This is a genomic window from Microbacterium sp. cf332, from assembly GCF_900102175.1.
Lineage (GTDB): Bacteria > Actinomycetota > Actinomycetes > Actinomycetales > Microbacteriaceae > Microbacterium.
Window position 1 is genome coordinate 877362 of sequence record NZ_FNKN01000002.1, and the last position, 17518, is coordinate 894879.

Below are 17518 nucleotides of genomic sequence, written 5' to 3' on the forward strand. Positions count from 1 at the left end.
TTGCCGCGGGGATGGGGGAGGGGAACAATGTCGAGGATGCCCGCACCGATCGAGCGCTACGCCCTCCTGAGCAATTGCCGAAGCGCGGCGCTCGTGTCCGACGCGGGCGATCTGGACTGGCTCTGCCTGCCGCGCTACGACTCGGCCTCGATCTTCGGCGCCCTGCTCGGCGACCGGTCGCACGGATGCTGGAGCCTGCGTCCGAGCGATCCGGATGCCACCGCGACGCGACGCTACGACGGCGACACCTTCGTGCTCGTCACACGGTGGGTGTGCGCCGACGGCGTCGCCGAGGTGCGCGAGTTCATGCCCGTCGTCGAGGGCGTCGAGGCCGTGGTGCGGCGCGTCGTCGGGATCGCCGGTGCCGTCGCGTTCGTCAGCGAGGTGCGGCTGCGCTTCGACTACGCCCGGGCCGTGCCCTGGGTGCGGCAGCTCGAGACGGCGTCCGCGCGGCCGTCGGAGCCAGCCGGCGACGATGTGCCGACGGGGACGCTTCTCGCCGTGGCCGGGCCCGACGCCGTCACGCTCCGCGGCCCGCGCCTCGCGGCCGACGATACGCGTCATCGCGGAGCGTTCGTCGTCGCGGCAGGGCGCAGCGTCGACTCGGTGCTGCGGTGGGAGCCCTCGTACCGCGACGTCCCGCAGCCGTTCGACGTCGACGCGGCGGAGCAGCGCACCCGAACGTGGTGGACGACCTGGGCCGGTCGCATCGACGACGGCGGCCGGTGGGGAGCGGAGGTGCTGCGCTCCCTGCTCGTCCTGCGCGCGCTCACGCATACCGAGACCGGGGGCATCGTCGCGGCGGCGACGACGTCGCTGCCCGAGGACTTCGGCGGCTCGCGCAACTGGGACTACCGCTACGTGTGGCTGCGTGACGCGGCGCTGACGCTCGAGGCCTACATCGCTCACGGGTATCTCGACGCGGCGGTCCGCTGGCGCGACTGGCTGCTCCGCGCCGTGGCCGGCGATCCGGCCGACGTGCAGATCATGTACGGGATCGCGGGTGAGCGCGACCTGCCCGAGCGCGAGCTCGCGAGCCTGCCCGGCTACGCGGGGTCGGCGCCGGTGCGCATCGGCAACGGCGCGGTCGACCAGTATCAGGCCGACGTCATCGGCGAGGTCATGGTCGCGCTCGAGGCGGCCCGGCTCGCCGGCGTCGACGAGACGCCGTTCTCCTGGGCGTTGCAGCGGGCGCTGCTCGACCAGGTGATGGCCTGGATCGAGCGCCCCGACCACGGGATCTGGGAGATGCGCGGCGATCCGCAGATGTTCACCCATTCCCGCGCGATGATCTGGGCGGCCCTCGACCGCGGGGTGCGCGCCGTCGACGAGCACGGCCTCGACGGCGACGCCGCCACGTGGCGACGTCTGCGCGATCGCGTCCGCACCGAGATCGACCGGGACGGCGTGTCTGCCGCCGGCGGCCACTTCACGCAGTACGCCGGTACCGACGAGGTCGACGCCTCGCTGCTGCTGCTGCCCGCCGTCGGATTCTGCGCGCCCGACGACCCCCGCATGCTGGCGACCGTCGCGCGGATCGAGCAGACGCTGCTGCGCGACGGCCTCGTGCTGCGCTACCGCACCGAGGCGGGCGTCGACGGACTGAGCGGCACGGAGCACCCCTTCCTCGCGTGCTCGTTCTGGCTCGTCGAGCAGTACGCGGCGACGGGACGCCTCGACGCCGCCGCCGCCCTCATGGACCGGCTCTGCGCTCTCGCCAACGACGTCGGACTGCTCTCGGAGGAGTACGACGTCGGCGATCGGCGTCAGGCGGGCAACACGCCTCAGGCGCTCTCGCACCTCGCCCTCGTGGGAGCCGCCGACGCGCTCGCCGGTCACGCCGGCCGCGCGGCGCACCGCCGCTGAGCATGACCCCGCCGCGGCCGGCCGCATCGTGGCATCCGAACGTTCATCGCACGGATATGCGCGGGGCCTATGATGCCCGGGTGACGTCTCAACCGGCTTCCCCTCGCGCGTCGCGCCGAGAACGACTGGCGGCGTTCGGACGGACCCGGCGAGGGCTGGTCACCGGTTTCGCCGCATTCCACGTCGCGTACATCCTCGCGCTGCTGCCGCTGATCATCGCCGGCGGGACGGAGGGCGATCTGCCGCTCTACCGGCTGTGGGCGCAGGATGCCGTGCAGGGAACGTGGCCCATCATCGACTTCGAGTGGGTGTACCCGGCCGGTGCGCTGATCCCCGTCGTGGCGCCCATGGCGCTCGGCCCCTACCTGTATCAGCTCGTCTGGCTGCTGATGCTGGCGGCGGCCAACTGGCTCGCGATCACCGCGATCGCCGGCGCCCGCCTGCAGCGGCGCTCGGCGTACCCCGCGGCCTGGTACTGGCTGCTCAGCATCCTGCTGCTGGCCCCGGTCTCGATGCTGCGTCTCGAGGGCGTCGCGGCACCGCTCGCGATCGCCGGCCTCGTCTGGGTCTCGCGGCGCCCCGTCGTCGCCGGCGCGCTGATCGCCCTCGCGACCTGGATCAAGGTCTGGCCCGCCGCGATCGCGGCGGCCGTCGTGGCGGTCTGCCGCAGCCGCTGGTGGGTCGCGCTCGGCGGGCTCGCCGCGAGCGCCGTCATCATGGTCGCCGTCGTGGCCGCGGGCGGTGCGACGAACCTCTTCAGCTTCCTGACGATCCAGGGCACGCGCGCCCCGCAGCTCGAGGCACCGGTCGCGACGCCGTGGGTCTGGGCCACGATCTGGGAGATGCCGGGGGCGCGCATCCGACAGAACTACGAGCTCGCGACGCGCGAGGTGATCGGGCACGGGGCCATGGCCGCCGGCGAGGTCGTCGGATGGCTCATGATCGTCGCCTTCATCGCCATCGCGCTGCTGCTCGTCCGTGCGCGGACGACCGCGGTGCTCGGTGCGCCGCGCCCGGAGCATGCCGAGGCCGGCCTCGTGGTGCTCGGGGCGTTCGCGCTGACCGCCGCGCTCATCGTCTTCAACAAGGTCGGTTCGCCGCAGTACATGCTGTGGCTCGCCCCCATCGTCGCCGTCGGGCTGCTGGTCGACCCGGAGCGGTGGCGCATGCCGGCGCGATGGATGGCGGCGACGAGCTTCCTCACGACCCTCGTCTTCCCGATCTTCTACATGCCCCTCGTGCGCGCCGATCCCTTCGCGGCGAGCCTGCTGCTCGCGCGCAACGTGCTGTTGGTCGTCCTCTTCGTCTGGAGCATCCACGCCCTCTGGCGTCTCGCCGTGCCGCGACGTGCGGCCCGGCCCCTCGTCGCGCGGGCACGGCGCCGGTCGCTCGCGCCGGTCACCGACCCGGTCTGACCGGCGCGGCCGGTCAGACCCAGCCGTTGCGGTGCGCGATCACCACGGCGGCGACGCGGTCGCGTGCGCCGAGCTTGATGAGGATGTTCGACACGTGCGTCTTCACGGTCGCGTCGCCGATGAACAGCTCGCGCGCGATCTCGGCGTTACTCATCGCCCGGGCGAGGAGGCGCAGCACCTCGGCCTCGCGCTCGGTCAGACCGTGCTCGGCCGGCGTCCCGGCTGCGCCCGGCGGTGCGGATGCGGCGGATGCCGCGGGCTCCGCATCGACCCCGGTGCCAGCGCCGGTCCCGATCGCCGCGCCGGTCGTCGCGTCGCCCGGTGCTGTTGCGAACCGCTCGATGACACGGCGGGTCACCTCGGGTGCGAGCAGTGCGTCGCCCGCGGCCGCGACGCGCACGGCCGCGGTGAGCTCCTCGGGGCCGGCGTTCTTCAGGAGGAAGCCGCTCGCACCGGCCTGCAGTGCCTGGAAGAGGTAGTCGTCGCGGTCGAAGGTGGTCACCACGACGACGGCGCTGGTGTTGCCGGGCTCGGCGACGATGCGCCGCGTCGCCTCGAGCCCATCGAGCACCGGCATCTGCACGTCCATGAACACGACGTCCGGGCGCAGGCGGGCGACCGTCTCGACGGCGGCCGCCCCGTCGCCGGCCTCGCCGATGACGGCGATGTCGCCGGTCGCCTCGAGGATCATGCGGAACCCCGCCCGCATCACGGCGTGGTCGTCGACGAGCACGACGGTGGTCGGCGTCGGCGTCCGTGCGGCGCTCACGCGAGCACCGTCCGCTCGTTCGGCGCGGCCGACCGCATCCCGGCGGGCACCCGGGCGCGGACGAGGAACCCGCCGCGCGGCCGGGGCGCCGCCTCGAGCCAGCCGCCGGACGCCGCCGCGCGCTCGTTCATGCCGACGAGGCCGAGTCCCGGCTTCGCGCCGAAGCGCACGCGGCCGTCGTTGGCGATCTCGAGCTCGATCTCATCGCCGTCGAACCGCAGGCGGACGTCGGCGCGCGCGTCGGGCCCGCCGTGGCGGCGGGCGTTCGTGAGCGCCTCCTGCGCGATGCGGTAGAGGTTCACCTGCGCGACCTCGGATGCCGCGACCGGCTCGCCGACGACGCTGAAGGTCGTGGGCATCCCGTTCTCCTCGGCGTAACGGACGAGCTCCCCGATGGCGTCGAGCCGCAGCGTCGAGTCGCGCGGCGACGCGGCATCCGGTGTGCGCAGCGTCTCGAGCAGCTGACGCAGCTCGGCGAGCGACGCCCGCGCCGATTCCTCCACGACCGTGAGCGCCCGCCGCGCAGCGTCGGGGTCCCGGTCGAGCACCGTGCGGGCGGCGCCGGCCTGCACGCCCATGGCCGAGACGTGGTGGGCGACGACGTCGTGCAGTTCGCGGGCGATGCGCACCCGGTCGAGGGCGACGGCCTGCGCCGCCGTGATCTCGCGCTCTCGTTCGAGCTCCCGGGTTCGCTGTTCGAGCTCTTCGCGGCTGAGGGCTCCCACGAACGCGCGCTCGCCGAATGCGAACGCCCCCGCGAAGAAGACGACGTTGAAGAGGAACTGCAGCATCATCATCGCCGCGACGGGCGAGAACAGCGAGAACTCGGCCGCGCTCTCGCCGCCCTGATCGCTGGCCGCCTGGAACATCGTCGCGAGGAGCCAGACGAACATGCCGACGATGACGACGATGCGCACGATCATGGCGCGGCGGCGGTCCGCGACCCAGGCGCCGACGGAGTACATCGCGATGAACAGCGCGATGCTGCCCACGTACATCTCGGGGATGTGCACCGACATCCCGACGAAGTAGACGACGGCGACGGCGATGAGGGCGACCTCGGGCACCCGGCGCCGGAGGGCGAGCGGAGCGGTGAGGACGAGGCAGTACAGCAGTCCCCAGCCGAGGTGGGGCGGGTCGTCGCCCCAGACCTGGGCGACGTGGCCGAGCCAGGTGCTGAGGATCGCGCTGACGAGCATCGCCGCCGCGAGCCAGACGTCGTTGCGCAGCTGCTCGCGGGTCGGTGCCAGGCGCTCGTCGGAGACAGGTGAGGCCACGGACATGCCCTCCACGCTACGACCCGGCCGCGGCGGCGGCATCCCCCGCGCGGGGGACCGTGCGGGCGACGGCCACGGGGCGCGGGTCAGGGGGCGGGGGTCAGAAGATCATCGGGCGATCGTCGTCCTCGTCCCCCTCGAGGTCGAGGTCGACGACGACGGGCACGTGGTCGCTCGGTGCCTCGCCCTTGCGCTGATCGCGGTGGATGGCGGCGCCCGTGACGGCGTCGGCGAAGGCCGGCGACCCGAGGATGAAGTCGATGCGCAAGCCCTCGTTCCGCGGGAAGCGCAGCTGCTTGTAGTCCCAGTAGGTGAAGCCGGTCGGCACCAGCGGCCGCACCGTGTCGGACAGTCCCGCCTGCAGCAGGGCCTGGAATGCGGCGCGCTCGGGCGGCGAGACGTGCGTCGTCACCCCCTCGACGAGGGTCGGGTCGCCGACATCCTCAGGGGTGGGGCAGATGTTGAAGTCGCCCGTGAGCGCGAGGGGGAGCGCCGGCGAGGCGGCGAGCGTGTCGCGCGTGTACTGCTCGAGGGCCTGCAGCCAGTGCAGCTTGTAGACGTAGTGCGGGTCGTCGAGCGAGCGGCCGTTCGGCACGTACAGGCTCCACACGCGGACGCCGCCGACCGTCGCGGCGATCGCACGCGCCTCCTGCGGGGCGTCGGGGCCCTCATGGCCCTTGAGGAAGCCCGGCATCCCCGGGAAACCGATCTGCACGTCGGTCATCGGCTCACGGCTCGCGATCGCGACGCCGTTCCACTGGTTCAGGCCGTGCAGCTCGACGTGGTAGCCGGCCGCCTCGAACTGCTCGAGGGGGAACTGCTCGGGCTTGCACTTGATCTCCTGCATCGCCAGGACGTCGACGTCCTCGTTCACGGCGAAGCCCACGATGCGGTCGACGCGAGCGCGGATCGAGTTCACGTTCCAGGTGGCAATGCGCATGCCCCCAGCCTATTCGGCGGTCCCGACCCCGCCCTCCGCCCTCCGCCTCGGCTATCGCCCGCCGCGCGTGCGCGGATGCAAGCGTTCGTGGCCGACACCCCGGGTGGCCGGCCCATCCCACGGCGCGCCGCGCGGCATCCCTTGCATCCCGGCGCGCGCGCGATCCCTTGCATCCAGGCATCGGGGAGGGGGATAACGTCGGGGGATGGCCACGCGTCTGCTGCTCATCGCCGACACCCACGTTCCGCGACGGGCGCGGGCGTTGCCGGATGCGGTGCTCGCGGCGGCCGACCAGGCGGACCTCATCGTCCACGCGGGCGACTGGGTCACGGCCGACGTCCTCGACGAGCTCGAGCGGCACGGCGAGGTGCTGGGCGTATGGGGCAACAACGACGGCGACGATCTGCGGCGGCGGCTCCCCCAGGTGGCCCGCCGAAGCATCGAGGGCGTGCGGTTCGCGGTCGTGCACGAGACGGGCGCCGCGGCAGGACGGGAACAGCGGATGGATCTCGCGTACCCCGACGACGACGTGCTCGTGTTCGGGCACAGCCACATCCCGTGGGACACGACCACGCCCGGCGGGCTCCGGCTCCTCAACCCCGGCTCGCCGACCGACCGCCGCCGGCAGCCGCACAAGACCTTCCTCACGCTGACGGTCGACGCCGGCGAGCTGCGCGACGTCGACCTCGTCGTGGTCTGAGCGGCGCGGCCGGGCAGCCCGCGGCCGGCGGCACGGGTCGAGGGTGCGCCGCTCGTAGAATCGGGGCATGACCGTCGCAGGCACGCCCGAGCTCGAAGCCGACCGCCAGGATCTCATCCGGCTGATCCAGGACGAGGCGGTGTTCCACGGCGACTTCACCCTCTCGAGCGGCAAGAAGGCAACGTACTACGTCGACATGCGGCGCCTGACGCTCGACCACCGTGCGGCTCCCGCGATCGGCCGCATCATGCTCGACCTCATCGCGGATGTCGACGGCGTGGTCGCCGTCGGCGGACTCACCCTCGGTGCCGACCCCATCGCCAACGCCGTCATGCACGAATCGGTCCGCGCCGGTCAGCCGCTCGACGCCTTCGTCGTGCGCAAGGAGCCGAAGGATCACGGCCGCGGCCGTCAGGTCGAGGGCGCGGATGTCGCGGGCAAGCGCGTCGTCGTCGTCGAGGACACCTCGACGACCGGCCAGTCGGCTCTGAAGGCCGTCGAGGCGCTGCGGCGCGAGGGTGCCGAGCCCGTCGCGGTCGCGGTCATCGTCGACCGCAAGACCGGCGCGCAGGCCGCGGTCGAGGAGGCCGGCCTGCAGTGGCTCGCCGCGATCGACCTCGACGACCTGGGTCTCGCTCCGCAGTAGTCCGCGCCGCCCCGCGCGGGCCGGCCCCGCCACGCCTGGGTTGGCAGCATCCGCCGCATCCGCATGAGGGAACGGGCATGAACCGCCAGGCGAACCGCCTGGCGAGGAATAGTGCGCCGGGCGCGGGCTGTTGCGCTCAGGTATGAGCCTGTACGAGCCCGCCGTCTTCGGCGCCCTGAACCTCTCGAACCGCGTCGTCATGGCGCCGCTGACCCGCACCCGTGCGGGAGAGGACGGCGTTCCCACCGACGTCATGGTCGAGTACTACCGCCAGCGCGCGGGGCAGGGCCTCATCATCACCGAGGGCACGTGGCCCGTGGTCGAGGGAAAGTCGTACCCGGGGCAGCCCGGCATCGAGACCGACGCGCAGATCGCGGGCTGGCGACGCATCGCGGAGGCTGTGCATGAGGCCGGCGGCACGATCGTCATGCAGCTGATGCACGGCGGTCGCGTCTCGCATCCCGACATCACCGGCGCGGACCGGGTAGTCGGGCCGAGCGCGCTCGCCGCCCCCGGACAGACCCGTACGCCGAAGGGCAAGGCCGACCTGCCCGTGGCGCACGCGCTGACCGCAGACGAGATCCCGGTGGTCGTCGAGGAGTTCGCGCAGGCGGCACGCAACGCCGTCGCCGCCGGCCTCGACGGCGTCGAGGTGCACGGCGCGAACGGATACCTCGTGCACGAGTTCCTCTCGCCCGAGTCGAACGTCCGCGACGACGGATACGGCGCATCGCCCGAGAACCGCGCGCGCTTCGCGATCGAGGTCACGCGGGCCGTTGCCGCTGCCGTGGGAGCCGACCGTACCGGCATCCGGCTGTCGCCGCAGCACAACATCCAGGGAGTGCTCGAACACGACGACGTCGATGCGCGTGCCACCTACACGGCGGTGGCGGAGGGGCTCGCCCCGTTGGGGCTCGCGTTCGTCGACGTGCTGAGCGCCGACCCGACGGGCGATCTCGTGGAGCACATCCGTCGCACGGCCGCCGCGCCTTTCATCCTGAACTCGGGCTTCGGATCGCCCACGACTCGCGACGAGGCAGAGACGCTCGTGACGGTCGACTGGGCGGATGCCGTCGCCGTCGGCCGCCCCGTCATCGCCAACCCCGACCTGGTGGCGCGGTGGGAACAGCGGGCCGAGCTGAACGAGGCGCGGCCCGAGCTGTTCTACGGTTCGACCGCTGAGGGATACATCGACTACCCGTTCCTGGACGAGGTGCGCGCGGGCGCGGTCTGACCCGGCCCCCTCGGAGCGCGGGCTGCCCGGACTCTCCGGTTCGCGGGCGCAGCGGATGCCCGAGCCGGACCCGTCCCGTGCGCCGGCTCGGCCGCGAGGCGGCGTGGCTGGAGCCGTCCCGGGTGCCGCCGAGCCTGTCCGCGGGACGAGCAGTCGGCGGCTCGGCCCCGTGCCGACGTCGAGTCGCGGTCCGACCCGACGCTGTGCCCACCGGTCGGCTCTGTCCCGTCGACAGGATGAACTGGGGGAGGCCCGCCCCGGCCCAGGCTTATCGCCGCTGAGCCTGTCGGCGGCACGGCCATCGCGCTCCGGGGTCCCGTCCCCGGCCTAGGCCTAGGCCCCGGCCCGGGGTGTTTCGTCCATCTCGTCGTCGAAGCGCCGACGTGCGGCCTCGATGCGGGGCATGTGCTCGTGCGCCCAGGCGAGGATGACGTCGACGGGCGGACGCAGCGTCTTGCCGAGCGGCGTGATCCGGTACTCCACGGCGACAGGTCGGGTGCTGAGGACCACGCGCTCGACGATCCCGTTGCGCTCGAGGCGCCGGAGGGTCGCGGTGAGCGACTTCTGCGTCACGGCCGGGATCGCCCGCCTGAGGGTGCTGAACCGGGCGGGCGCCTCGCACAGCTCGTTCAGCACCGCGAGCGACCACCGGTCGAGCACCTGATCGAGCAGCTCGCGATGCGGGGCCGTGATCTCGAATCGATCCAGGTCGGCGGGGGCGGTATCGGTCACACTACCCAGTCTCGTTGAAGTGACCTCCGGCCACCAGGTATCCATGAGATACCCGTCGATGCAAGGAGCCACACATGACCGTCCACCTGTCGTCCCCCGACTCGCTGATGCAGCCCGTCCCGTACCACCATGTCGCCGTCGCCACGGGGACCCGCCACGTCCACGTCGCCGGCCAGATCGCCCGCACCGCCGACGGCAGGCGCGTCGCTCCGGGCGATCTCGCCGGTCAGGTCGCCCACGCCCTGCGCAACACCCACGCCGCGCTGGCCAGCGCAGGCGCGGGGCTCGGCGACGTCGTCCGCTTGACGTTCTACGTGACGGGATGGGCCCCCGAGCGCATCGCCGACTTCATGGCGGGTGTCCAGGCGGTGGCCGAGGAGATCGGGCTGCCCACACCGATGCCGCCGGCATCGCTCATCGGGGTCGACTACCTCTTCGAGCCCGACGTCCTCGTCGAGGTCGAGGCGACCGCGATCCTCGACTGACCCCTGCGGCCGACCCGGCTCGGCCCCGGAGGTCAGCCCCGGAAGACGGGCAGCTGCGAGGCGAGGCCCAGCAGCAGGCCGAAGAACGTCAGCAGGATGATGCCGCGGCGCGTCGAGCCGCGGTTGGTGCCGTCGTCGCCGATGCGCTGGTTGCGCACGAAGATGACGAGGGCGATCAGCAGGATCGCGAGTCCCGTCAGCGCGAGCACGAGCGACATCAGTCGTCGTCCCCGCCCCGGCGTCGCCGCACCATCTGCACGACGACGACAACGAGGCTCGTCGTCAGCATGAGCGCGACGCTGATCAGCAGCAGGTTCTGCTCGAACTCGTTCACAGGATGCCCGGGTCCTCGGCCTCGTACGGTTCCGCGTCGAGCAGATCGGCCACCGAGTCGAGGATCTCGTCGGGCCGGAACGGGTAGCGCTCGATCTCGGCGTCGTCCGAGATGCCGGTCCGCACGAGCACCGTGTGCAGGCCCGCCTCGATGCCGGCGACGACGTCGGTGTCCATGCGGTCGCCGATCATCCCGGTGTTCTCGGAATGGGCCCCGATGCGGTTCATCGCCGAACGGAACATCATCGGGTTCGGCTTGCCGACGACGTACGGGCTCTTCCCGGTCGCATGCGAGATGAGGGCCGCGAACGAGCCCGTGGCGGGGACGACGCCCTCGGGGGTCGGGCCCGTGGCGTCCGGGTTGGTGATGATGAACCGCGCACCGGCGTTGATGAAGCGGATGGCCTTGGTGATGGCGTCGAACGAGTAGTTCCGCGTCTCGCCGACGACGACGTAGTCCGGGTCGGTCTCGGTCATGATGTACCCGGCCTCGTGCAGAGCCGTCGTGAGGCCCGCCTCGCCGATGACGAAGGCCGAGCCGCCGGGATGCTGCGAACGCAGGAAGTCGGCGGTCGCGAGCGCGGACGTCCAGATACGGTCCTCGGGAACCTCGAGACCCGACCGCGCGAGCCGTGCGCTGAGGTCGCGGGGCGTGAAGAACGGATTGTTGGTCAGCACGAGGAACGGCGTACCCGTCTCGCGCCACTGCGCGAGCAGTTCCGCCGCTCCCGGGATGGGGTGGTTCTCGTGGACGAGAACGCCGTCCATGTCGGTGAGCCAGCACTCGATATCGGCGCGTGTCCGCATGGCCCCAGCCTAGCCGCGCCGATCCGGCCGTAGTCTTCACTCGTGGCCCGCGACGACTGGAATCCCCGCAAGCTGCCCGACCTGTCGGGCAAGCGCTACCTCGTGACGGGATCCAACGCCGGACTCGGCTATTTCGCCTCGCTCCAGCTCGCGTCGGCCGGTGCGCACGTCATCATGACCGGTCGCAGTCCGCAGCGCCTCGCGACCGCGCGCGCGTCGGTCGAGCGCGCTCTGCCCGACGGCGTCGGATCGGTCGAGACGCTGCTGCTCGACACGAGCAATCTCGGCTCGGTGCGCGCCGCGGCCGCGACGGCGCGGGGCCGCAAACCGCTGCACGGTCTGCTGCTGAACGCCGGCGTCGTGCATCCGCCGCGTCAGCGCCGCACGACCCCCGACGGTCACGAGATGATCTTCGCCACGAACGTCCTCGGCCACTACGCTCTCGCGGGCGAGCTGCTGATCGCGCTCGCCGCCGGCCGCGGTCGCATGGTCTGGGTCGGGTCGGTGTCGACGTCGATCTGGAAGTACGAGCCGACCGACATCGAGCTCGTCGACGACTATTCGCCGTGGCGCGCGTACGTGCAGTCGAAGGTCGCGACGACGTCGCTGGGTCTCGAGGCCGACGACCGCCTGCGAGCCGCGAGCGTGCCCGTCTCGAGTCTCGTCGCGCACCCCGGGTACTCGACGAGCGGGCGTACGCGTGACATCGCGGGCATCAACGAGCCGACGCGCATGACCCGTTTCACCGACAACCTGCAAGCCGCGGTGACGCAGTCCAAGGAGCGGGGCGCCTGGCCGCTCATCCGCGCGCTCGTCGATCCGGACGCCACGGGCGGAGAGTTCTACGGTCCGGCGGGCGTCCTGCGCGGCGGGCCCCGGGTGGCGACGCCGGCCGCGGTGACGCGGGACCCCGAGGTCGCCGCGCGGCTGTGGTCGTACTGCGAGCAGACGACCCGCACGCCCTGGCCGTATCTCAAGGCGAGTCGCACGCGCGCGAAGGGCTGAGGCCCGCGGGGGTGCGCGTCAGGCGGTGATCCAGATCGCCGACGCGGCGCCGGCCGGAAGCACGACCGATCCGCCGCCGTCGAGCTGCACGCTGTCGCGTCCGCTCACCGTGAGGGTGTGGCCGACGTCGACGCCCTGCTCCTCGAGCGCCCGCAGCAGTGCGGGATCGCGGTCGCTCACCCGCAGGATGCGACCCGAGTGCCCGAGCGTCGCCTCGGCGAGCAGCACGAATGGCTCACGGTGCACATCGCCGGCGGCATCGGGGATCGCGTCGCCGTGCGGGTCGAACCGGGGATCGCCGAGTCGGGCTGCGATGCCGGCGAGCAGCCGGTCGCTGATGGTGTGCTCCAGCACCTCGGCTTCGTCGTGCACCTCGTCCCAGGCGTAGCCGAACTCGCGCACGAGCCACGTCTCGATGAGGCGGTGCCGTCGGATGATCGCCGCTGCACGCAGGCGCCCGGCCTCGGTCAGAGCCACGGGACCGTAGGGGCGATGCGCGACGAGATCCTGCGCGGCGAGCTTGCGCACCATCTCGGTCACCGTCGACGGTGCGAGACCGAGCGTGGCCGCCAGCTGCGACGGGGTGATGGGCGTCGGCTGCCACTCGGTGTGGTGGTAGATCGTCTTCAGGTAGTCGTCGACGGCGGGGGAGGGCACACCTCAGGTTATCCGGGCGGGCACGGGTGCCCTCACGGCACGGGTCGCCCTCATGCCGCGGGACGGGCCGCCGCATGGGTCGCGCCGCGGGATGGAGCGTGCCGCGGGATAGCCTGTCCCGGTGACCCGCTCCGAACCCTCCGACGAGCAGGCCGAGGCCGAGCCGCAGCTCGCGGTCGGTGTCGGACCGTGGCCGGGCGGCCCCGACGCCTGGCCCGATGACGACCGCTACGACCCCCAGCTGCTCGCCGAGGGCGACCGGCGCAACGTCGTCGACCGCTACCGCTACTGGCGGCTCGAGGCGATCGTGGCCGACCTCGACGGGCACCGGCATCCGTTCCATGTCGCGATCGAGAACTGGCAGCACGACATGAACATCGGGTCGATCGTGCGCAGTGCGAACGCCTTCGGGGCCGCCGAGGTGCACATCGTCGGCCGGCGCCGCTGGAACCGCCGTGGCGCGATGGTCACCGACCGTTACCAGCACGTGCGACACCACGACGACGTCGCGGCCTTCGCCGCATGGGCGACCGAGAGCGGCCTCCCCATCGTCGCGGTCGACAACGTGCCGGGATCGGTGCCGGTCGACCGGGCCGAGCTGCCCGAGCGTGCCGTGCTGATGTTCGGCCAGGAAGGCCCGGGCCTGTCGGCCGAGGCCGTCGCCGCGGCGTCCGTCGTCGTCGAGATCACGCAGTACGGATCGACCCGATCGATCAACGCGTCGGCGGCCGGAGCGGTCGTGATGTACGAGTGGTGCCGGCGCTGGGCGCGCTGAGCGCTCCCGCCTCAGCCCCTCACCGGGCCGGATCGCGATTCGGGCTGACCGTGTAGACGAAGAGGCCCGTCGCCCCCGCCTCGAGCTCGACGGTCGCATCAGCTGGCACGTCGGGGATGCTGAGGGGCTCCGCATCGTCGTCGACGGCGGCGCAGCGGACGTCGCCCCGGTCGAGGGTCGCGCCGCCCGCCACGACGGTGAACGCCAGATCGTCGCCCCCACCGCTCACGCACGCGATCGTGACGGTCGCGGGGGCCTCGTCCGCGGCGACCGTGATGAGGGGCTCCCGGCCGGGTTCGAGCACGCCCGCCTCGCGCTGAGTCCAGGTGGCCCCGCCGAGCGCGTTCTCGGGGATGACCGTGTCGGCCCACCGCTGGGCGTCGTCGGCGGTCGGACGCGGGAGGGTCGTCGGATCGTCGGAGCGGGTCGGGATCTCGACCGGCGCTGTCCGCTGGGCGCAGCCGGAGGCGAGCATCCCGAACGTGAGCACCGCGATGCACGCGGCGGCTGCGGGGAGGAGCTTCGGCATGCCGACACGCTAGGGCCGGAGTCTGTGGACGGGGCGTGAATGAGGTCTCGACCCGATCACAGTCCGCTCAGACGGTGACGGCGAGCCATGCTCCGCGGCGGACGCGCCAGCCGAGCGTCAGCAGCCGGGCGAGCATGTAGACGCCGAAGAAGGCCACGGCCAGCCACGCGAGCCCTGCCGCGCCGACGGGGTGGAGTGACGAGACGACGAGAAGGGCGGGAACGAACGGGATCAGATTGAGGCCGCCCGCGAGAGCCAGGTAGCGCGCGTCGCCGGCGCCCATGAGCACGCCGTCGAGCACGAACACGATGCCGCAGATCGGCTGCGCGACCGCGAGCACGAGCAGCGCCGGCTGCACGAGGGCCGCCACATCGGCGTCGCCTGTGAAGATCAGACCGATGAGGCCCGAGCCCGCGGCGATCGCCGCGCCCACGAGCACGCCGAACCATGCGCCCCAGGCCACGGTGCGGCCGAGCACACGACGGACGAAAGCCTCGTCGCCGGCGCCGAGCCCGCGCCCGATGAGCGCCTGTGCGGCGATCGCGAGGGCGTCGAGCGCGAACGCGGCGGTCGAGAAGATGGTGAACGCGACCTGCCAGCCGGCGAGCTCCTCCGTGCCGAGCCCCGTCGCCACGGCGACGGTCGCGAGCAGCGCGGCGCGCAGCGACACGGTGCGCAGGAACAGCCACCCGCCCACGCGCGCCGACCCGCGCATGCCGTCGGCGCGCGGCCGCAACGATGCCGAGTGCCGGCGGGCGAGGCGACCGACCACGACGACGTAGGCGCCCACCATGCCCCACTGGGCGATCACGGTGCCGAGAGCGGACCCGCCGATGCCCCAGCCGAACCCGTACACGAACACGACGTTCAGGAGCGCGTTCGCGCCGAAGCCGAGACCGGCGATCCACAGCGGCGTCACGGTGTCCTGCATGCCGCGCAGCAGCCCTGTCGCGGCGAAGACGATGAGCATCGCGGGCAGCCCCCACATCGACAGCCGCAGGTAGGTCTCGGCGTCTGTCGAGACGGCCTCGCCGGCGCCGAACATGCCGACGAGCAGCGGCGTCGACGCAGACCCGGCCGCGGCCAGCACGGCGCCGAGCCCCAGTGCCAGCCACAGGCCGTCGACACCGGCGCTCACAGCGCTCGAGGAGTCGCCGGCGCCGAACCGGCGGGCGACCGCGGGCGTCGTGGCGTAGGCGAGGAAGACCATGAGCCCGACGATCGTCTGCAGCACCGCGCCCGCGATGCCGAGTGCCGCCAGCGGCACGACGCCGAGGTGTCCGATCAGAGCGGCGTCGACGATGAGGAACAGCGGCTCGGCGACGAGGGCGCCCAGTGCGGGTACGGCCAGCCGCAGGATCTCGCGGTTGAGCGTGCGCGCCATGTCACGAGCCTAGGGCCGGTGCGCGTGCGCGCACGCCTTGCACGGCGACGGTAGCGGTGTCGAGCGCCGGAGCGGGTCGCGACGGCGCACTACCGTTGATGCTTGCGAACCGGAGGGACGGAACACGGATGCGGCTGCTCAGACGCCTGGCGATCGCGCGCCTGCACGCGCGCCTGCCGACGTGGGTCCGCGTCGTCGTCGCCGCCGCGGCGGTCGTGCTGGGCGTCGTCATCGTCATCCGGCCGACGACGGCACTCGACGTGCTGGCCTGGCTCATCGGCGGCGGGATGGCCCTGACCGGACTCCTCGAGCTCACCGGACGCGAGGGCGAGACGCATCGCCCTCGCTGGCGCACCGCGACGGGCGTCGCCTGGTTGCTGGGCGGAGCGATCGTGCTGCTCGCCCCCGGCCTGACGGTGCGCGTCGTGGCCGTCGTCGTCGGCGTGCTGCTGCTCGCGGGCGGCATCCTGGGCGTCGTCGCGGCGTTCGGGCGCGGACGCACGTGGGACGCGCGGATCGCGGATGTCGCCTTCGGCGCGTCCGGCGTCATCTTCGGCTCCCTCGCCCTGTTCTGGCCCGACATCACCCTGCTCGTGGTCGCCGTCGTCTTCGGTGCGCGCCTCGTCATGAGCGGCGTCGTCGACCTCTGGACGCGTCTGCGCCGACGGCGCGACGACCGCGTCGTCGAGCGGGCCGGCGAGGCCGGGCGGCCCCGTCGCCGCTGGGGACGGACCGTCGTGGCGATCGCCTCGGTCGCGCTCGCGGTGACGACGACGATCGTGACGACCCCGCTGCGCGAGGGGTCGACGGTCGTCGACGACTTCTACGCCGCGCCCCGCGACCTCCCCGACGAGCCGGGCCGACTCGTCCGGGCCGAACCCTTCACGGGCGGCATCCCCGCGAGTGCCCAGGGGTGGCGCATCCTGTACACGACCACCGGCGTCGACGGCCGCGTACGGGTCGCGAGTGCGATCGTCGCGGTGCCGCGCGAGGGCGACGGCCAGTGGCCGGTGATCGACTGGAACCACGGCACCACCGGCTTCGCCGCGCACTGCGCCCCGTCGCTGCAGCCGCGGGGGCTCTGGGCGGGGGCCTTCTACATGCTGCCGCGGGCCATCAAAGAGGGGTGGGCGGTCGTCGGCACCGATTACATCGGTCTGGGCACCGAGGGCCCGCACCCCTACCTGATGGGATTGCCGAGCGCGCATGCGTCGCTGGATGCGGTGCGCGCAGCGCGCGAGCTGGAGGAGGCCGACCTCGGCGCCCGCACGGTCGTGTGGGGGCACTCCCAGGGCGGGGCCGCGGCTCTGTGGGCCGGAGCCGTCGCGCGCGAGTACGCCCCGGACGTGTGGGTCCGCGGAGTCGCCGCGCTCGCGCCCGCGAGCGATCCCGCCGCGCTCGTGCAGGGGATATCGAGCGTCACCGGCGGCAGCATCTTCGCCTCGTACGCCTTCGCCTCGTTCTCGGCGATCTACCCCGAGATCGAGTACCGCGACTACGTCCGGCCGGGCGCCGAGACGGTGCTGCGTCAGATGTCGGAGCGCTGCCTGTCCGATCCCACGATCGTGCTCTCGGTGGCCGCCGCGCTCGGGATGAGCCGCGACCCCGCGCTGTTCTCGCGGTCGCCCGCATCCGGGGTGCTGGGCAGGCATCTGCGCGAGAACACCGCGCCGCTGCGTTCGACCGCACCGGTCCTGCTCGCGCACGGCGGCGCCGACAGCATCATCCCGGTCCAGACGCAGGCCGACTTCGTCGACCGGATGTGCGCAGCCGGTCAGGATGTCGACTTCCGCACCTATGCGGGGTACGAGCACGCCGGCGTCGTGGAGCGGCCGTCGCCGCTGATCGACGAGCTCTTCGACTGGACGCGCGACCGCTTCGCGGGCATCCCGGTGGCCGAGGGGTGTACCACCACCGAACGCTGAATGCGCTCGGAAGTTCGTGTCGGTCCGGCGGCCTAGCAT

The 17518-nt window shown here is 72.6% G+C and carries 18 protein-coding genes; 9 read left to right on the forward strand and 9 right to left on the reverse strand.

Annotation, left to right across the window (positions count from 1 at the left end; genetic code table 11):
* Positions 1-36 precede the first annotated feature (36 nt).
* Positions 37-1866, forward strand: coding sequence for a glycoside hydrolase family 15 protein (locus BLT21_RS11175; RefSeq protein WP_218125791.1), 1830 nt, complete (start codon positions 37-39; stop codon positions 1864-1866).
* Positions 1867-1946: 80 nt separating this feature from the next.
* Positions 1947-3281, forward strand: coding sequence for a glycosyltransferase 87 family protein (locus BLT21_RS11180; RefSeq protein WP_091501966.1), 1335 nt, complete (start codon positions 1947-1949; stop codon positions 3279-3281).
* Between the two features lie 13 nt (positions 3282-3294).
* Here BLT21_RS11180 and BLT21_RS11185 read toward each other — a convergent pair whose 3' ends face one another.
* The 3 genes from BLT21_RS11185 to BLT21_RS11195 form a co-directional block, all read right to left on the reverse strand.
* Positions 3295-3990 carry a response regulator gene (locus BLT21_RS11185; RefSeq protein ID WP_091502280.1) on the reverse strand — a complete coding sequence of 232 codons (696 nt, stop codon included), beginning with the start codon at positions 3988-3990 and terminating at the stop codon, positions 3295-3297.
* A 56-nt stretch (positions 3991-4046) separates the two neighbouring features.
* Complete coding sequence (locus BLT21_RS11190; RefSeq protein WP_091501969.1) at positions 4047-5333, reverse strand: sensor histidine kinase; 1287 nt, start codon at positions 5331-5333, stop codon at positions 4047-4049.
* Between the two features lie 94 nt (positions 5334-5427).
* Complete coding sequence (locus BLT21_RS11195; protein WP_091501971.1) at positions 5428-6267, reverse strand: exodeoxyribonuclease III; 840 nt, start codon at positions 6265-6267, stop codon at positions 5428-5430.
* 205 nt (positions 6268-6472) lie between these two features.
* On the opposite strand from BLT21_RS11195, the gene BLT21_RS11200 reads away from it, so the two are divergent.
* The 3 genes from BLT21_RS11200 to BLT21_RS11210 all read left to right on the forward strand — a co-directional run bounded on the left by BLT21_RS11200 (position 6473) and on the right by BLT21_RS11210 (position 8847).
* Positions 6473-6967 carry a metallophosphoesterase family protein gene (locus tag BLT21_RS11200; RefSeq protein ID WP_091501973.1) on the forward strand — a complete coding sequence of 165 codons (495 nt, stop codon included), beginning with the start codon at positions 6473-6475 and terminating at the stop codon, positions 6965-6967.
* 67 nt (positions 6968-7034) lie between these two features.
* Positions 7035-7613, forward strand: a complete 579-nt coding sequence (pyrE, locus tag BLT21_RS11205; protein WP_091501975.1) for an orotate phosphoribosyltransferase — start codon at positions 7035-7037, stop codon at positions 7611-7613.
* A 142-nt stretch (positions 7614-7755) separates the two neighbouring features.
* Positions 7756-8847, forward strand: coding sequence for an alkene reductase (locus BLT21_RS11210; RefSeq protein ID WP_091501977.1), 1092 nt, complete (start codon positions 7756-7758; stop codon positions 8845-8847).
* Positions 8848-9180: 333 nt separating this feature from the next.
* Here the strand turns inward: BLT21_RS11210 and BLT21_RS11215 are convergent, their stop codons facing one another.
* Positions 9181-9579: a winged helix-turn-helix transcriptional regulator gene (locus BLT21_RS11215; protein WP_256336039.1), complete on the reverse strand. Its 399-nt coding sequence runs from the start codon at positions 9577-9579 to the stop codon at positions 9181-9183.
* A gap of 74 nt (positions 9580-9653) precedes the next feature.
* Here BLT21_RS11215 and BLT21_RS11220 point away from each other — a divergent pair, with 74 nt between their 5' ends.
* Positions 9654-10064, forward strand: coding sequence for a RidA family protein (locus BLT21_RS11220; protein ID WP_091501982.1), 411 nt, complete (start codon positions 9654-9656; stop codon positions 10062-10064).
* A gap of 32 nt (positions 10065-10096) precedes the next feature.
* On the opposite strand, the gene BLT21_RS11225 is transcribed toward BLT21_RS11220, so the two are convergent.
* Together BLT21_RS11225 and BLT21_RS11230 are read right to left on the reverse strand one after the other, a co-directional pair.
* Positions 10097-10282, reverse strand: coding sequence for a hypothetical protein (locus BLT21_RS11225; RefSeq protein WP_256336040.1), 186 nt, complete (start codon positions 10280-10282; stop codon positions 10097-10099).
* 112 nt (positions 10283-10394) lie between these two features.
* Positions 10395-11204, reverse strand: a complete 810-nt coding sequence (locus BLT21_RS11230) for an HAD-IIA family hydrolase (protein WP_091501986.1) — start codon at positions 11202-11204, stop codon at positions 10395-10397.
* A gap of 42 nt (positions 11205-11246) precedes the next feature.
* Here BLT21_RS11230 and BLT21_RS11235 point away from each other — a divergent pair, with 42 nt between their 5' ends.
* The gene (locus BLT21_RS11235; RefSeq protein WP_091501988.1) at positions 11247-12209 is read left to right on the forward strand and encodes an SDR family NAD(P)-dependent oxidoreductase; all 963 of its coding nucleotides are present in this window, start codon (positions 11247-11249) and stop codon (positions 12207-12209) included.
* 18 nt (positions 12210-12227) lie between these two features.
* Here BLT21_RS11235 and BLT21_RS11240 read toward each other — a convergent pair whose 3' ends face one another.
* A complete protein-coding gene (locus BLT21_RS11240; protein WP_091501991.1) occupies positions 12228-12866 on the reverse strand; it encodes a metal-dependent transcriptional regulator in 639 nt (212 codons plus the stop codon).
* 121 nt (positions 12867-12987) lie between these two features.
* Between BLT21_RS11240 and BLT21_RS11245 the strand changes: the two genes are divergently transcribed.
* Entirely contained in the window at positions 12988-13641 is a 654-nt protein-coding gene (locus tag BLT21_RS11245; protein ID WP_091501994.1) for a TrmH family RNA methyltransferase, read from the forward strand.
* A 19-nt stretch (positions 13642-13660) separates the two neighbouring features.
* On the opposite strand, the gene BLT21_RS11250 is transcribed toward BLT21_RS11245, so the two are convergent.
* Together BLT21_RS11250 and BLT21_RS11255 are read right to left on the reverse strand one after the other, a co-directional pair.
* Positions 13661-14170: a hypothetical protein gene (locus tag BLT21_RS11250; RefSeq protein WP_091501996.1), complete on the reverse strand. Its 510-nt coding sequence runs from the start codon at positions 14168-14170 to the stop codon at positions 13661-13663.
* A gap of 67 nt (positions 14171-14237) precedes the next feature.
* Positions 14238-15554, reverse strand: a complete 1317-nt coding sequence (locus BLT21_RS11255; RefSeq protein WP_091501999.1) for an MATE family efflux transporter — start codon at positions 15552-15554, stop codon at positions 14238-14240.
* Positions 15555-15682: 128 nt separating this feature from the next.
* Here BLT21_RS11255 and BLT21_RS11260 point away from each other — a divergent pair, with 128 nt between their 5' ends.
* Positions 15683-17479 carry an alpha/beta fold hydrolase gene (locus BLT21_RS11260; protein WP_091502001.1) on the forward strand — a complete coding sequence of 599 codons (1797 nt, stop codon included), beginning with the start codon at positions 15683-15685 and terminating at the stop codon, positions 17477-17479.
* Positions 17480-17518: the final 39 nt, after the last annotated feature.

What these genes read in the sequence shown, in the direction of transcription:
- BLT21_RS11210 (WP_091501977.1), top strand. Translation starts at nt 7,756, where the DNA reads ATGAGCCTGTACGAGCCCGCCGTCTTCGGCGCCCTGAACCTCTCGAAC.
- BLT21_RS11220 (WP_091501982.1), top strand. Translation starts at nt 9,654, where the DNA reads ATGACCGTCCACCTGTCGTCCCCCGACTCGCTGATGCAGCCCGTCCCG.
- BLT21_RS11260 (WP_091502001.1), top strand. Translation starts at nt 15,683, where the DNA reads ATGCGGCTGCTCAGACGCCTGGCGATCGCGCGCCTGCACGCGCGCCTG.
- BLT21_RS11225 (WP_256336040.1), bottom strand. Translation starts at nt 10,282, where the DNA reads ATGTCGCTCGTGCTCGCGCTGACGGGACTCGCGATCCTGCTGATCGCC.
- BLT21_RS11175 (WP_218125791.1), top strand. Translation starts at nt 37, where the DNA reads ATGCCCGCACCGATCGAGCGCTACGCCCTCCTGAGCAATTGCCGAAGC.
- BLT21_RS11195 (WP_091501971.1), bottom strand. Translation starts at nt 6,267, where the DNA reads ATGCGCATTGCCACCTGGAACGTGAACTCGATCCGCGCTCGCGTCGAC.
- BLT21_RS11230 (WP_091501986.1), bottom strand. Translation starts at nt 11,204, where the DNA reads ATGCGGACACGCGCCGATATCGAGTGCTGGCTCACCGACATGGACGGC.
- BLT21_RS11255 (WP_091501999.1), bottom strand. Translation starts at nt 15,554, where the DNA reads ATGGCGCGCACGCTCAACCGCGAGATCCTGCGGCTGGCCGTACCCGCA.
- BLT21_RS11190 (WP_091501969.1), bottom strand. Translation starts at nt 5,333, where the DNA reads ATGTCCGTGGCCTCACCTGTCTCCGACGAGCGCCTGGCACCGACCCGC.
- BLT21_RS11200 (WP_091501973.1), top strand. Translation starts at nt 6,473, where the DNA reads ATGGCCACGCGTCTGCTGCTCATCGCCGACACCCACGTTCCGCGACGG.
- BLT21_RS11250 (WP_091501996.1), bottom strand. Translation starts at nt 14,170, where the DNA reads ATGCCGAAGCTCCTCCCCGCAGCCGCCGCGTGCATCGCGGTGCTCACG.
- pyrE (WP_091501975.1), top strand. Translation starts at nt 7,035, where the DNA reads ATGACCGTCGCAGGCACGCCCGAGCTCGAAGCCGACCGCCAGGATCTC.
- BLT21_RS11185 (WP_091502280.1), bottom strand. Translation starts at nt 3,990, where the DNA reads ATGCGGGCGGGGTTCCGCATGATCCTCGAGGCGACCGGCGACATCGCC.